Origin of the sequence: Staphylococcus pseudintermedius, from assembly GCF_034042775.1 — a bacterium.
GTDB classification, from domain to species: domain Bacteria; phylum Bacillota; class Bacilli; order Staphylococcales; family Staphylococcaceae; genus Staphylococcus; species Staphylococcus pseudintermedius.
Genome location: NZ_CP120150.1, coordinates 1,968,088 through 1,983,032 on the forward strand (window position 1 = coordinate 1,968,088; position 14,945 = coordinate 1,983,032).

The 14,945-nt window shown below is 33.6% G+C and carries 17 protein-coding genes; 4 read left to right on the top strand and 13 right to left on the bottom strand.

Features of this window, described 5'->3' with window-relative positions; translation table 11 throughout:
- Positions 1 to 501: 501 nt before the first annotated feature.
- Both P3U61_RS12310 and P3U61_RS09290 read left to right on the top strand, forming a co-directional pair.
- The gene (locus P3U61_RS12310) at positions 502 to 942 is read left to right on the top strand and encodes a DUF6978 family protein (RefSeq protein WP_014614466.1); all 441 of its coding nucleotides are present in this window, start codon (positions 502 to 504) and stop codon (positions 940 to 942) included.
- Positions 943 to 973: 31 nt separating this feature from the next.
- On the top strand, positions 974 to 1,750 hold the full coding sequence (locus P3U61_RS09290; protein ID WP_014614467.1) for a DUF1828 domain-containing protein: 777 nt from the start codon (positions 974 to 976) through the stop codon (positions 1,748 to 1,750).
- A gap of 104 nt (positions 1,751 to 1,854) precedes the next feature.
- Here P3U61_RS09290 and P3U61_RS09295 read toward each other — a convergent pair whose 3' ends face one another.
- Positions 1,855 to 2,160: a nuclear transport factor 2 family protein gene (locus P3U61_RS09295; RefSeq protein WP_014614468.1), complete on the bottom strand. Its 306-nt coding sequence runs from the start codon at positions 2,158 to 2,160 to the stop codon at positions 1,855 to 1,857.
- A 91-nt stretch (positions 2,161 to 2,251) separates the two neighbouring features.
- On the bottom strand, positions 2,252 to 2,674 hold the full coding sequence (gene fosB / locus P3U61_RS09300) for a FosB/FosD family fosfomycin resistance bacillithiol transferase (protein WP_014614469.1): 423 nt from the start codon (positions 2,672 to 2,674) through the stop codon (positions 2,252 to 2,254).
- Positions 2,675 to 3,243: 569 nt separating this feature from the next.
- Between fosB and P3U61_RS09305 the strand changes: the two genes are divergently transcribed.
- Together P3U61_RS09305 and P3U61_RS09310 are read left to right on the top strand one after the other, a co-directional pair.
- Positions 3,244 to 3,711 (top strand): DUF6978 family protein, encoded by a 468-nt coding sequence (locus tag P3U61_RS09305; protein ID WP_037543699.1) that lies wholly within the window; start codon positions 3,244 to 3,246, stop codon positions 3,709 to 3,711.
- A 12-nt stretch (positions 3,712 to 3,723) separates the two neighbouring features.
- Complete coding sequence (locus tag P3U61_RS09310; protein ID WP_014614471.1) at positions 3,724 to 4,515, top strand: DUF1828 domain-containing protein; 792 nt, start codon at positions 3,724 to 3,726, stop codon at positions 4,513 to 4,515.
- Positions 4,516 to 4,708: 193 nt separating this feature from the next.
- Here P3U61_RS09310 and P3U61_RS09315 read toward each other — a convergent pair whose 3' ends face one another.
- The 11 genes from P3U61_RS09315 to P3U61_RS09365 all read right to left on the bottom strand — a co-directional run bounded on the left by P3U61_RS09315 (position 4,709) and on the right by P3U61_RS09365 (position 14,945).
- A complete protein-coding gene (locus P3U61_RS09315; protein WP_014614473.1) occupies positions 4,709 to 5,503 on the bottom strand; it encodes an exotoxin OB-fold domain-containing protein in 795 nt (264 codons plus the stop codon).
- A 612-nt stretch (positions 5,504 to 6,115) separates the two neighbouring features.
- Positions 6,116 to 6,484 (bottom strand): hypothetical protein, encoded by a 369-nt coding sequence (locus P3U61_RS09320; protein ID WP_015728782.1) that lies wholly within the window; start codon positions 6,482 to 6,484, stop codon positions 6,116 to 6,118.
- Between the two features lie 106 nt (positions 6,485 to 6,590).
- Entirely contained in the window at positions 6,591 to 6,899 is a 309-nt protein-coding gene (locus tag P3U61_RS09325; protein ID WP_096636618.1) for a phage head closure protein, read from the bottom strand.
- 156 nt (positions 6,900 to 7,055) lie between these two features.
- A complete protein-coding gene (locus tag P3U61_RS09330; RefSeq protein WP_099987249.1) occupies positions 7,056 to 8,699 on the bottom strand; it encodes a terminase large subunit in 1,644 nt (547 codons plus the stop codon).
- Positions 8,692 to 9,012, bottom strand: coding sequence for a hypothetical protein (locus P3U61_RS09335; protein WP_015728780.1), 321 nt, complete (start codon positions 9,010 to 9,012; stop codon positions 8,692 to 8,694). The genes P3U61_RS09330 and P3U61_RS09335 overlap by 8 nt, the downstream gene beginning before the upstream one ends.
- A 420-nt stretch (positions 9,013 to 9,432) precedes the next feature.
- Positions 9,433 to 9,714, bottom strand: a complete 282-nt coding sequence (locus P3U61_RS09340) for a head-tail connector protein (RefSeq protein WP_099987253.1) — start codon at positions 9,712 to 9,714, stop codon at positions 9,433 to 9,435.
- 58 nt (positions 9,715 to 9,772) lie between these two features.
- A complete protein-coding gene (locus P3U61_RS09345) occupies positions 9,773 to 11,002 on the bottom strand; it encodes a phage major capsid protein (protein WP_099987255.1) in 1,230 nt (409 codons plus the stop codon).
- Position 11,003: 1 nt separating this feature from the next.
- Complete coding sequence (locus P3U61_RS09350) at positions 11,004 to 11,570, bottom strand: HK97 family phage prohead protease (protein ID WP_015728776.1); 567 nt, start codon at positions 11,568 to 11,570, stop codon at positions 11,004 to 11,006.
- Positions 11,557 to 12,756, bottom strand: a complete 1,200-nt coding sequence (locus P3U61_RS09355) for a phage portal protein (RefSeq protein ID WP_234985115.1) — start codon at positions 12,754 to 12,756, stop codon at positions 11,557 to 11,559. Before P3U61_RS09355 ends, P3U61_RS09350 begins: the two co-directional genes overlap by 14 nt.
- A 113-nt stretch (positions 12,757 to 12,869) precedes the next feature.
- Positions 12,870 to 13,211, bottom strand: coding sequence for a pathogenicity island protein (locus tag P3U61_RS09360; protein ID WP_099987259.1), 342 nt, complete (start codon positions 13,209 to 13,211; stop codon positions 12,870 to 12,872).
- 273 nt (positions 13,212 to 13,484) lie between these two features.
- Entirely contained in the window at positions 13,485 to 14,945 is a 1,461-nt protein-coding gene (locus P3U61_RS09365) for a virulence-associated E family protein (protein WP_099987261.1), read from the bottom strand.

The following is a 14,945-nucleotide window of genomic DNA, read 5'->3' on the forward strand; positions in this document are numbered from 1 at the left end:
AATTAGGAGAATTGAAGTGTTGGTGTAATACTTCGCTGTTTAATGATATGTCCCTCTATTGAAACATTTGAGCAATTGTATTGTATAAAGTGTACCATGAAATATATCGAATTTAAAAATGATTTTATGTTTTTATCGTGTAACGCTATTGTGAAATGATAAACTTGCGATGACTTCGGATATATCCTCCATCTTTCATGCAAAAAAGGTCGTTATTTAGTCCTATTACGCCTTGGATTTTGGCTGACTTAAATCATTCCAAGCGCAATTCAATCCTTCAAATTGAGACTTGCAAATATAAGAAGCACAATATAATATTGATGTAAATATTCCAGTTGCCTCAACCTCCGTTCAATCCACCTACCTTTAACTCAAGTTTTTGATTGACTACATTTTAAATTCATTGTATCCACACGATATGACAATTTTCAGCTACTATTTTCAATCTAATCCGTCCCACATCAGCAAATCACAATGAAACATTAATAAAGGAGAATGCCTATGGAAAAAGAAATATACGAACAATTAATGTGTAAAATAAAGGTCTTCGAAAAAAATATTGTCAACTTACCGAGAGTTGGAGAGCAAATTCAGCACCATTTGATTCATATTATCGATGACGCTGAAAGATTTAAATTAATCATTAATAAACGAGGTCATAAAAATCCCGATAACCTTACAATAATGCTATACAGTATGAATCAAAATAGCACTATGATACGATTTGACGTAAATGGAAGTGATCATGCCAATCCTCCAAACTTTGACCGAATACCTACGCCACACCTCCATATCATGACTGATGAATATAAAAACGGGACTATTGCTATACCATTATACGACATACAAAATATTGAACTGATTAACGAGATGATAGATGCTCTAGATTTTTTTATGGATTATACTAAAATAAAAAAAGACAATATCATCATCAAGCCATAATCACTTTAAAGCAGAAAGGAGTGAATTGCATATGGAGAGCATTGAACAAAAAATGAATGAATATTTTAAATGGATGAAACAAAACTATAAATACAAAAAATTAGAAGATTCAACAGAAATAACTACACCGTTTATCAACCCTTTAAATGATTATATTAGAATATATCTTGATGTATTACCCAATAACGACATTCGATTATCTGACGATAGTTTAACAATGAATGAACTTGAGCTCGCAGGTATTGATATTCATACAAAAGCCAGAAGTATACTCATTCAAAATGTGTTAAACCAATTTAACCTCGTTTTAGATGGAGAAGAAATTGTCACTAATGTCAAAAATAATAGTTTCGCTCAGTCAAAACATAACTTGATACAAGGGATTTTAAAAATATATGATTTAACATTAACGACAAAGTCAAATGTGTCACGACTCTTTTATGAAGAAGTATTCGATTTTTTATACAACGAAGAAATTCTAGGTTCGGCAAAGGTTTCAGTTTCAGGAGAATCAGGAATCAAATATTTTATTGATTTCATTTTACCGGAAACAAAATCAAAACCTGAAAAACTTATCAATTTTGCAAACCATCTAGATTTTAATAAAGTGACGACTGATGCTTTTATGTACAGAGATGTTAAACATAATAGACCTAGTAGAAGCGGATTAGCCCCTCAAATGCTCATCGTCGCAAATGACGTTGAGCATCCAATTACAGCTAAAGCCCGTCAAGCAGCAGAGCATGAACATCTTTCAATATTACATTGGTCAGATAAAGATAGGATAAAAGCCATTTTGACACAGTAAAGTAATAACAGAAGATTCAAAGTTGAAATAACTCCAATTCAATATTTCCAGCTAAGAATAAAACTGCACCTAGACTTTCTCAAAGTCTTAGGTGCTTTTCCATGTTAATATGGATCTTGTTTCACTGTTCCTTGATGAAACAATAACTTCCAATCACCCTCATGCATTTTCCAGATTGATGTTCTATTTGTCTTAATGTGCCGCGTATGATCTATCAAAGTATATGTACATAATCTACAATCTTCTGCTAAATGATCAACTTGAAAATCACTTATTTCATACTCAGCTACATGTAATTCAATACATTCAAAGTCACTCCTATCATACACTTTTCCCGACATACCAAACTCTTTAAAATCTGGATGCAAAACCTCAATAAATTGCCCACTTTCCCGATTTTCAGGCTTCAAATGTTTCCATTCGTATTCAATTATTTAATGCCTCCTTCAAGTAATTGTGTATTAACAGCACCATCACTTCCTTAATAAAAGTGATTCGTGTTTAATGCTTAAAAAATTTCATATGTGTTTTTTCTTGTTGATAATAGTCTAAACGCTCTTGTAAAGTACCGGTATGTAACTCTATTTTATGACCATCATGATCTGTAAAATAAATCGATTGCTTGTCTTTTATATTTCTTTCTCTCCCCTTTAATATATTCACTTGATTACACTTTAGCCAATAGTACCAACTGTCAAAGTCACTTTCACTTATAGAAAATGCAATATGTGTGTATGATTGTTTTATCTCATTTCTAGATATGTTCTTTTCCTCGTTTAGTGCTAACCAAACACCTCCTAGTGTAAAATAAGCTGTATGCTTCCCTTCAACTAATAATGTCGCTTTTAAGATATCTTTATAGAACTTAATAGAATTCCTTAAATCCGAAACAGAATATGTGATATGATTGATAGCTTTAATCATGAAATCCTCATTTAATACATCACGACTTCTTTTATCTCAACGATATTTTAAACTATATTTTGTGTTAATAAAATAATAGTTAGAAAGCCCACTGTTTAATACATGTGATTTATCGCATATGCCACTAAAAACATGTGATAAAAAAGTGTACCATGAAATATATCGAATTTAAAAATGATTTTACATTTTTATCGTGCAACGCTATTATGAAATAATATACTTGCGATGACCTCGGATATATCCTCCATCTTTCATGCAAAAAAGGTCGTTATTTAGTCCTATTACGCCTTGGATTTTAGCTGACTTAAATCATTTCAAGCGCAATTCAATCCCTCAAATTGAGAATTGCAAATATAAGAAGCACAATATAATATTGATGTAAATATTCCAGTTGCCTCAACCTCCGTTCAATCCACCTACCTTTAACTCAAGTTTTTGATTGACTACATTTTAAATTCATTGTATCCACACGATATGACAATTTTCAGCGAGAATCGTTAAAGAAAAAATATTTAAAACAACTCAACACCAGTTCTGAAGTTTAAAAAAATTTAAAAAGGAGATTTACAATGGATATAAAATTAACTGATAATGATGTTCAAAAATTATTAGTTTTGTGTAAAGAGATTTTAACGCAATATAATATTCAATTGGAGGAAAAATGTAAGGGAACGATAAATATTACAGCCATCAATTCAGAAAAATCCTTTGTATTAAGCTATTTCGTTAGGCCGGGAAAAGTCTCATTAAATTTTAGAGAGACAGAATTCAATATTTGTCTCATAAGAATAAACTTAAATAATGGATTTCATAAAAATTCAAATAACGAAATAATCAGAGGAAACAGAATCAATATCTATTCTGAGGAAGAATATTTAAGAAAAAATGACGGTTCTACTTACATGAGAGCTTATGCGCTTCCTTATAAAACTTTTGAAGATAATTCAGATTTTGTTAACCAGTTGTTTGCACTACTAGAATATACAAAAAAACGACACAATGATAATATTAACGTTGAAACGAATCTATTTTTTTAAGGTGGTGATACAATGTTTGAAAATGAAATTAAATCTATTAGTGAAGAATATTTCAACTATTTAAAAAACGAATCTAAGTTTCTACCATTAGAAAATGAGTCAATCGAATTTTATTCCCCTGTTGTTGATTTTTTTGGAGATTCTATTTCTGTAAACATATCATTTACTGGAAGCCACTATAAATTAACAGACCATGGTGAAACATTGTGGAATATGGAGGAATTCGGTATAGATTTAATGCGTCATAAACAACAAAAAAAGTATCAACTCCTAAAAAATATTATGGACAGTCACGGTTTATTTTTAGAAAACGATACATTATCGCTGTATACAAATAGAAAAAACTTACCTCAAGCGATACACGATTATGTTTTAACTTTATCCGAAATCAGCCACCTCGCTATTTTGAAAAAAGAAAATATAAGATCCATGTTTAAAGATGAAGTTATACATTATTTTTTAAAAAATCGCAATCTTTATCCCAATATTTTTCCGGAGTTTAAAATAGAAGGCAAATCTAAATTGACTCATCATTTTGACGCTGTATTTCCTGGCCAAACCACTGAATATGTTAAAGCGATAAAAAATATTAATATCAATACTGCTAAAAACGCACTTTTTGATTGGGACGATGTCGAAGCGTATAGAAATCAAACGTTTGATGCTAATGCTAGACTCAACATCATTACTGATAACGAAGATGATATCAGTGACGCTGTGGCAACCATGCTATCTCAATATAATGTGAGTGTCTTGTCATTCCATCATAAAGAACGTTTAGTACAAAGGTTCAGTAATGTATAAAGGGTATATGTACATCATCGTACCCTTTTTGTTTTTTGCGATTTTGAATACATCAGTGTTTCATGATACCGACATTGTCAGATTGAGCAAAATGAAAAGCAAGCACTGTAATGCCTGCTTTTAGAACTTAACTATTGTATCCCTTATGGTGATGGCCTGCTCCAAATCCATTAGCCATATTATTGTGTTTATATCATTTCTTTGTTAAATGAACTTCAATTTTTATGTCTTTAGATTCAACGGTCTTATTATCACTATACATTGTTAAATACTTAGATTGATTAAAATTATTACCCGGTGGCGGCATCAAGTCATACCAGAACGATTTGTCGTCATTTTCAATAAACTTGATATACCCTGTTTCGTATGGCGATCCTTTAAATTCATAAAGATTGAGTTTATCAATTAAAAATTTTCTCGCCTTTGCATCCAGTTCTTGTGCTGTAACCAGTTTTTTGTCGGCTTGTATTTCAAATGTAATGATATGCTTGCTATTTTCAAAAACTTTTACATAGATCGTTTGTGATTTGTGATTATCTAAGTGATTTCCTTCATAGTTTGTTACGCCACCATACATACAGGTTTTACCATTATCTTCTTCATTCCCCTTTTCTTTTCCAGAGAAATAACAATCAACATAATAATTTGCACCAAAAATATCGACTTGTTTATTTCTATACTTTTGTGCTAATTCTTTACTCGCAAATTCTGTTTTTACTAATCCATATTCTTTTATTTCAGACTCTCTTATACAGAAAATTAAATCGTGTGCCAATAAACTATCGATAGATTTAACATTACTCTCAGATATAAAATTTCGGTCATATAAATATTTCACATTCCCCATCAAACCTTTAAATTCACTTGATTTGTGTAATTGGTCTGGTGTTGGGTCTAGCGTATGATCTGCTAAAGCCGTAGAACTTGAAATAACGAATAAGATTGTAATGCTAAACAATAAACTGATGACAAATCGTTTCTTGTTCATACTTTTCTCCTCCATCCAAAAGTCCAAGAATATCTATATATAATTATAATATAATAATTAAATTATATAAACAATTGCCTACTTAAGCTGAGATTATATAAAAACAGACATATAAACGTTTCTCACTCGTCCTGTTTGACACCTGCTACATTGACATGACTGTTAGGTTTGTCCATCATTGGTCATGTTCACAAAATGATAGCTTTCATTCAACACAAAAAAAGCAAGGTTGCAATGCTAGAGTACTATACACTTGACACTTTATTGACACTTGCTTTTAAAAACGTTGTTATATCAATATATTAAATATAATTTGTATGGAGAGGGTCAACATTTTTGGTCAACGTATATTTTTTGACCATAAAATGACCCAAATATCAAAATAATGAAAAACACCTTACAAACTTTATACATCAATGTTTGTAAGGTGTTTTTTAAATCCGAATATTAACAATTAGGTTATATGTAGTGGAGACGGCGGGAGTAGATTTATCCATTTATATAATGGTGTGCTATATGTCTTAAAAGCCGTCATACCAATGTTTTCATTGTATTCTTATATCGGTGTAAAATGTTAAAATTGATAAAACAACTAAAATTTGTGCACTCATATTATTCCCAAACTTTATCTGGTAACTCTAATGTTTCAATTGTCATATCAAACGACTTCTTGTACTCTTCATATTCATCATAAATCCATGATGTATTTCTATCATTATCACGAACCATTCTGCTCATAATATGATAAATCTTCTTAGCTTCTTTAACATACTCTTCATTAAAACGTTCAAAATCTTCGTGAGTAAAGCAAAATAATTCAATACTTTCTAATGTTGAATACACTTCATTTAAAATAATAATTTCATCTTTACCATAATTTTTTATTTCCGGATCAATTATCTTTTCATACAAGCTCTTAATTCTAAAATCTACATACTCAATCTTTCTTTTTACGAAATCTCTATGACTTAAATTAATCATATTTTCACCCCATCTTTCTACTCTATTATAGCATGTTGTGTTACATCTAACGTGCCGTTATCCACAAATCAAAATTATATTGCAACACAATGCGTTTCTCAGCGTCTTATTTATACGCTTTTCCATAAATAGTAAGTGTTCTATTCAATCCATTATCATTTTGTACAGATTCGATATTAAAATCTAAATCTTTCCACTTGATACGCTGTTTTGGTGTTATACCGTCCCTGTATCTTATAATAAACCTCACGGGAATTTCTGATGCTGTAAGTCCAGAACCCAAATACTCATTACCACGTATTGTTTTTATGTCTGCCCAAGGTTCTGCAATTACTTTTTCTTTATAATTGTTAGGCATTGGTCCACTACTAACCCTTTCAACTATCTTGATTTTATTATTAAAATGATATGCCATTGTTAACCTCCTCTGCATACAGACAATTTTGTCCGTTTGCTATTCGTCAATTTAGGATAATAGTACGTGCTCTTTTTTTGACTAACCAATTTGGGATTGTCTGCCGTCGCGCTTCACGACGTCCTTACCCTAACAGAACAATCCGTTTTCCAGCTATCACATAGCCCTCAAAAACTGCTCATAATTATCAAACAAACCTACATACGCATCTAATAATGAAGCCGTGCCGTCGATGCGACGTTTGGGTGATTGATTCTTAACAGGAACGATATTACCGTTTCGGTCAGTTTCTACACCCGTATTAGTTAAGCACCATTTCAATATGGGATTGTTGTTATAATTGATTTTATGCTTCTCTAAATCAGCACCCATATTCTGCATTGGTAAACTTAATGTTCTAGCACCTTGTGGCGTACGTACCATCTTAAAGCCGTTAGCCTCCATTTCATCAACCCAGTAACGCGCAGAATAATTGTCGTAGTATATCCATAGTGGCGTGATGTCATATTCATTCAACATCTCTAAAAACCATTCTGTGATGTCGCTGTAATCAATTGTATTGCCACGACATAAGCGAAGTAATCCTTGCTCATACCATTTGTCATAAGGTATCTTATCCTCGTCTACACGCTTTCTGAGGTTATCCTCAGGCAACCAATACATCTGATGTACAAAGCGCATTTCAGTTTCAGGTTCTACAAATAACAACGTGGCACAACTAAGGTCGGTCGTGATGGAAAGGTCAGCACCACCTATCGCATAACTACCTGAGAAGTCACGTATATTAAAGGTATCCTCATTGTTTATCGCCTCAAATGTGAGCCATGCGCTATGTGTGACTTCACGTATATTAAAATCTTTAGTTAGGATTCCCGTTAAGTCATTTACATTGTTTTTAGCACGTGCAACTTTGCGTTCTAAGTCCTCAACCTTTTTTGATACACCTAAGGCAGGATTTGCCTTTTGCCAGCACTCGGGCATCTTATATTCAGCTTTATGATCTAGTTCATACATAATCGGTAAAAAGTTATCATCGTTAAATTTACCATCTACCACATTACAAGCATACTCATATAAGTCATCAAATATCGTACCTCTATGTGTTCCAGCCGTTGTAATCATAATCAATAACGGTTGTGTACGTGCTGATTGGGATTGTTTCATTACTTCATATAAATTGCGGTCTTGAATAGAATGTAATTCATCAATCACAACAAGATGCGCATTCAATCCATCTAATGAATTTGAGTTTTTAGCTAAAGACTGCATCTTACTAAAGTTATGCGCAAAGTATAAATCACTTTTACGCTTACGGATATTTTTGTTTAAATCAGGGCTCTGTACAATCATCTCATGCGCTTGGTCGAATAAGATATTAGCTTGGTCACGTTTCGATGCAACTGAATACACTTCTGAACCACTTTCCCCGTCTGCAATCATCATATATAATGCAATAGCGCTTAACATAGTTGTTTTACCGTTCTTACGCCCAACAAAGAAAAAGGACTCGGTATAACGTCGGTAGCCTGTATCTTTATCGACAAAGCCAAATAGCGCCGAAATATAGGCTTTTTGAAACAAATCTAACTTTAAGGGCTTACCTGCCAACTCACCTTTAGAATGACGGCAGAAACGCTCTATAAAAGCGATAGGGCGTTCTGCTTTAGATTCATCATAAATGTATTTGTCGTGATGCTCCATGTCATCTAAGAGCTTCTTATATTGTTTACGTACACGTTTTGAAGCTACAATATCGCCACTTTCAATTTTTTGATAATATTGTTTAATGTAGTTAGCCATTCGTCACAAAGTCCATAAACGCATCTGATTTTTCTACTCGTTGAGGTAGGAGCGACAATAGTTGCTTATAAGTGGCGTTATACTTTGTTACAGTTGTATTGTATGACTTCATAGCTGGGTTCTCTTTAAGGTATGATTGTTCACCTTGAGTAAAAACATAAGTTGCACCATGCTCACGTACAGTACGTTTTAATTCGTCTAGTGTCTCTTTCATAAATGTTAGCTCTTCTAACAAATCGTACGCTATATGTTTGTTTTCTATATCATTTTTATCAATGTATGTTTTAAGTTTTTCCAAATTGATATATTTCATTTTTATATTCTCCAATCTTAATTTTTAGGCACCCCTAAATATTGAAAGTATCGGGTGGAGGAAAAGAAAACTCCCTGCACCGTTTCCCAGAAGTGTAATTATACATTCACACATAGGGGGTACTTAATTAATTTAATTTATACTTTTACTATATTTCCATCTTTATCGAATTGTAATCCTTCCCCAATTGCTGGTGTCCCGAAATGTTCCTGATTATGGCACGTCTGACATAATGCTTCTAAATGGTCGTGGTTCAATGATACATATGGATTCTTATAATTCTCAGCATTTAAATATATTTTGTGATGACAAATAGATGCTAAACCACCACATCTTTCACAAATATAATTCTGTTTAGACATATAGCTGTTTTTACACTTAGTCCATTTGCTACTTCTATAAAATGATGCTGGAATACTCCTACTCATTATAATCACGACCTAATGCTGTTAAAGATACTAACAAACTATCAATCGTACGCTTTAAACGCTCACTGTCTTGTGTTTGAGGGTCAAACCACAATTGAAGTATAAACTTTGCTGTTGTCTGTGCTAATGGTTGCACTGGTTCATCCAACCAATCACGCCCCGTAGTAATGTACAAGTAGTTAGGTATCGCCTCGATAAGTGGTTTGATAATCTCATCATTGTAATCACCATCTATCCGTAAAGCATTACGCGCTTCTTCAATTGTTATGATCATATAGTTCACTTCCTTATGAAAAAGGACACCAGCTATTAACTGATGCCCTAGTTATTTATTACGCTCCTACATCAGATGAAGCACTTGTTAACTTAACGAAAGCATCATCAACTAAAACGCGTGTATCTGCGACCGCCATTGCTCGATAGTCAATCAAGCCTGAACGGAATGAAGACTCACGAGAAGATTCAAGCATGATGCCTTGCGGTAAGTTGTAACCGATATAGTTAAAGTCTCCTAATAGAATTGTGCCGTCTTCGATATTGTCGTCAATAATGACTGGCTTACCGAAGATATATCCTACATTCTCACGTTGCGCATCTTGTACAAAGATAGGACGTTTATTACCATCTTGAACGCCGTACACTGTGTTGTATAATGTTGCGTTACTCATAGCGAATTTTGCATTTTGTGCATAGCCTCGCTTTAACATTCCTAACGCTTTTGTGAAGTCAGTATATTTGCCTGTAAGCTCTAAGCTGTTTTCATCATTCCATGTAATACCTGTTAAGATACCTTGACCTTGATTGTTACCCGTACCATTAATCAATGCGTATTCGATCGCTTCTACAACGCAGTTAGTCAATTCTTCAACAAGATATGATTCAAATGCTGAGATGCTCATCGTTTTAGCTTTCACTGAGATACTAAAGATTTTAATAATCTCATTCGCCTCAAAAGATACCGCTGTTGTAACTACTTTGTCTGCTTCTACTTTAGCACCCTCAGTATGCCATTCAGCGCGTTCTTGTGGTGTGCTAATTGGGATACGGATTTTTGTAGGCATATTGAATGAACGTACATTTGCTAGTAAGCCACCTTGTGTACGCGCACGACGAATGACTTCGTTTAATGTTTGCTCTGGGATGACTGCTGATGCATTTGAAGATGAAGTAAATTCATCTGCACGATGTTCTGATTTTTGAATATCCATTGCATGATTGAATGAACGTTGTTCCACATCTGATAATTCTTGTCCTAACATTTTCTTAAAGAATGCTGATCTATATTCTTCTGTACCGAATACATTGTTATTTTGAATTTCATTATTTTGTTTAAACTGCTGTCCTGTAATAGGATTGTATGAACGATTTTCCACTTGTTCTTGCTCCTTTTCTTTAATATTTTCTTTAGCTTGATTTAAGCCTTCAATTTCAATATTTAACTTTGTCACATCTGCTTCTGGGTCATTTTCGATTGTGCCTCTAATTTCACCAGCGCGTGTTTCAATATCTTCAAGAGATGCATTGCGATAATGATTAAATGCTTCTTGTACTGTATTAAACATTTTATTTAATCTCCTTTGATTGTAATTTATTTAAACCGATTAAGGCTTGTTGTCTTGCTTGATATTTAAGTTCTGCTTCTTGAATTTGTTGTCGTGCCTCTACACTCGCCTCAGCATATGCGGGATAATTCACAACACTAAACTCAAGGACTTTGTCTATTTTGGTAATAGTTCGTGTGCGTGTATTCACATCATATTGACTACCGTCTGATACTGTGAAACCGAAACTCATGCCTGAAAGGTCGCCCCGTTTTACTGCCGTATAAACAGAGCGGGCTTCTTCCGTGTCTGGTAAGGTAGCCCTAAAATGCATACCAACATCATCAGTCCATATATCCATTGTCTTAGGCGATTTGGCTAGTGGTATACGATTCATATCATGAGACACTAACAAACGTGTATCGTTGAGTTTCAAACCATCTAGCGCATTTCGTTTAATGATTTCGGTATATGAACCTGTTGGCGTATTAATTTGAGTGGGTTTATTAAAAACAATTGCTGTCCCCTCAAGCACCATCTCCCCACTTTGGGAATCTGTTTGTATTTCTGCACTTCTAATTTCCTTCATCAGTTTTAACCTCCTTATCTGCCATTTGATAATTCTTCGCTAGTGTTTTTTCAATGTAGTTTAGGCTTTGGATTCTCTCGTCTCCATCTTCTACATGTGGCAAATTCATTAAGTCTCGCGCCTCATTAATGGTCAGCAGTCCGAGTGGTAACAATTCTTTGATAATGGTTGATTTCGATTGATTACTTGCATACTGTAATTTTGAAGATTCAAAAATGATGCGATTACTAAATGATTGCTCTCGTTCTGTAAAAATCTTTTCAGTCAGTTCTGATGACAATTGAATAGCGAAAGGTTCTATTACAGATTCAAAAAATGCTTGCCATGTGTTCTCATCGTAACTACCTGTCACAATAGCTTCATTGATTCCTAAATACTCATATATCTTTTGTTTAATCACTTTTATTTGGGACGTATCCACCTGAACATCTGATATATTCAGTTGCTGATAATCCATTGACGTGTCTAACGGAACAACACCACCGTTATTTGCCATTGACAGATAGTTATTCGTAAATTCTTCTTTTGCTTCTTTTAACTTACTAGGACTCAATGCCTGATTGTATTTCAGAATACCTCTGATTTGAGCAGAATTCTTAATAGCCTCAGTCATACCCTCATTTTGTGTGTGCGCAAGTTGTAATGTATTCATGATCGCGTCGTTGTTATCACCTAGCAATTCATTAGAATTAAAGTGACGACGCAACACGGCTATTTCTGACAAATGAAAATGGATAACCTCACCATCGTTGAACAAAAATTTTAGGTACATTTCACCTGCACCGTCCACCACATATTCAACACTGCTCGGTGTTAACGGGTATAAATTTCTCAAGTTACCTTTATTGTCCTTTTGCACAAGAATAAATGCGTTATTGAATAAGTAGTATTGTGTCGCTACTTTATACAAAAAGTCATAAGCACTCATATATGGATTAGGTCTATTTTGTAAGATTCTGTTAATTTTATAGTTATTAAAATTTTTCGTATTGTTTACATGCTTACCTGATAACTTCGCAATATGTCTTGCGATTGTATCAACTGCACTACGATATATGTCGTTTGAATATGCATCACCTGAAAATTGAGATAATGACTTAAAGCCACCCGTAAGCATTTCAAATTGTTGTGCAGTGTTGCGCTCAATTGTTTCAAGTCCTAGCATCTTGTTTAACCACTTCGGCACTTTCTCACCCACTTTATAGAATATTTGTTCGCTTTTAGTACATACGTTCGATTTATTTGTCTAAATTATACCACACTAGGGTATATAAAGCTAGTTGTGGCAAAGGTTTGAGGTTATACAGCTGTAAACGCTACGGGCAACCAGTGATCTGTTTTTATATTTTTACTTTTAACAATCGGAAGATTTAAAGACTTACCATCAATAAGATAGTACATAGGTGGGCAAATATTCATTTCTATATATCCATCTCTTTTTAAGCCTGCAACAATATCGAAAGCTCTTTCGTTCCAGCCAACCCAAAATATAACGTTATCGTTCTCGCCACTTGTATATGCGCCATTACCTTTATAATCAAACTTATTTTCTTCAAATATCCGTTCAATTTCTACAAAAGATGTTTCTTTATGATTTTTGATATAATTTAATATTTCTTTTTTCAGTTTATGTTTGTTCATTGTTTTCCTCCGTAATTTTATTAAGTGTCTTACTGTCTTATGCCATGCTATAACTATGAGACACCCTTCAACCTAACAGCCACAAGTGATATGACCTTGCTGTCTTGTTGTCTTATGCTTTTCACCCCAACACTTTGAGAAAATTAAAATAATTTTTTTCAAAGTTTAGAGCAAAGTTTATAAGACACCGAGACAGTTATAGCATGGCACATACTCCCACAAGAGATTAATGGTGTCTTATAGCTGTCTCATATACGTCTTACTGTCTTATTATTAAGACATTTTATTAACCAATTCGGAATAGTATGGGGACATATCAACATCGAACCCGTACTGTTTTCCTATTCCCTCACCGTAACGAGTTTGTTTTTTACTCAACCCGCAATAGCGTGTATTTCTAAGCGCTTCATCAATTTTACGTAAATGATGTGGTTGTGGTTGACTGTCATTTTTCATCATGACTTTCCAAATTTCCATACTACAAACTTTGTCACGCCATACATATTGCCCAGGTTTATTTGATTTAAATTGAATCAATTCGCCGTTTTCAAACAGATTTTTAATATCATTGGAATTGTAATCATACATCACCAATGATCGTTTATTTTCAACACCTTCAGACCAATAATGATTAGGTATTGGACGCTCTAGAAAGTCCTCAATTTCACCCACAAGCGTATCCTTTTCAGCGTGTTCCTCTTGCATTTGTAAGGCAGTTTCTGAAGCTTCTTTGTCCAATAACAACGCTTTATCAGTTGGGTTTTCTTCAAAATAAACTTTAGCCTCTGCGAACATCTGTTGTACAATATCTGATGTTAAATCATCAAATGGACTTTTAGTTGCTTTGTCCTTATTCGTAGTGACTGGCAAAAAACGACGATTACCTGTCTTATCCTTTAAAAACTCGTAATTGTTCGTTGTCCCAATAAATACACATTGTCTAGGGTGGCGTTCAGTACGCTTGCCATATGAAGCTCTATAAATATCAACAATGGCACTGATAAAACTTTTAATGTCTTCAATAGTAGATTTCTGAAATGCGGATAATTCTTCAATTTCACATATCCAAGAGCCTTGAAGTTTTTTGTAAGCTTCATCACCTTTAAATGATTTTATGCTTTGGTTGTACCATTTACCGCCCAACTTACTTATTGTGGTAGATTTACCAGCACCTTGACCGCCGTATAAAATAACCATGATGTCGAACTTTATACCAGGTTTATAAACTCTAGCAACTGAACCCATTAATAGTTTTTTTGCAACTTCACGGTTATAATGCGTGTCTTCAGCACCAAGGTAATCAATAAATAATGTCTCAATCCTCTTTGTACCGTCCCACTCTTTAGATTCAATCAATGATTTTATAGGATGAAATTGATTGTGATACGCTTCTTTTTCAATAACACTGTCCATAATGTCACGACTGAAATGTATATTGTGAACTCTGTCTATATGAGAAATGACATGTGTTGTATCAATATCAGCCCAATAATAATTAGTGTCATCTTTTGAACGCCAATATGGTAGACGTTTAAGTTTAGTTACTTTTTCAAAAACATCATATTGAACTAAATCTTTTAAATCTTCATCATTGTGCAATATAATTTCTGCGTTAGTCGGTATCTTTTTTAATGCTTGAGTAGTAGGCGATCTTCTTAATTTAGATTTCCAACCTTGTTGTACGGATTGAGTAGTATCTATAATTTCAAAAATATCTTCTTTACTAACTTCCAA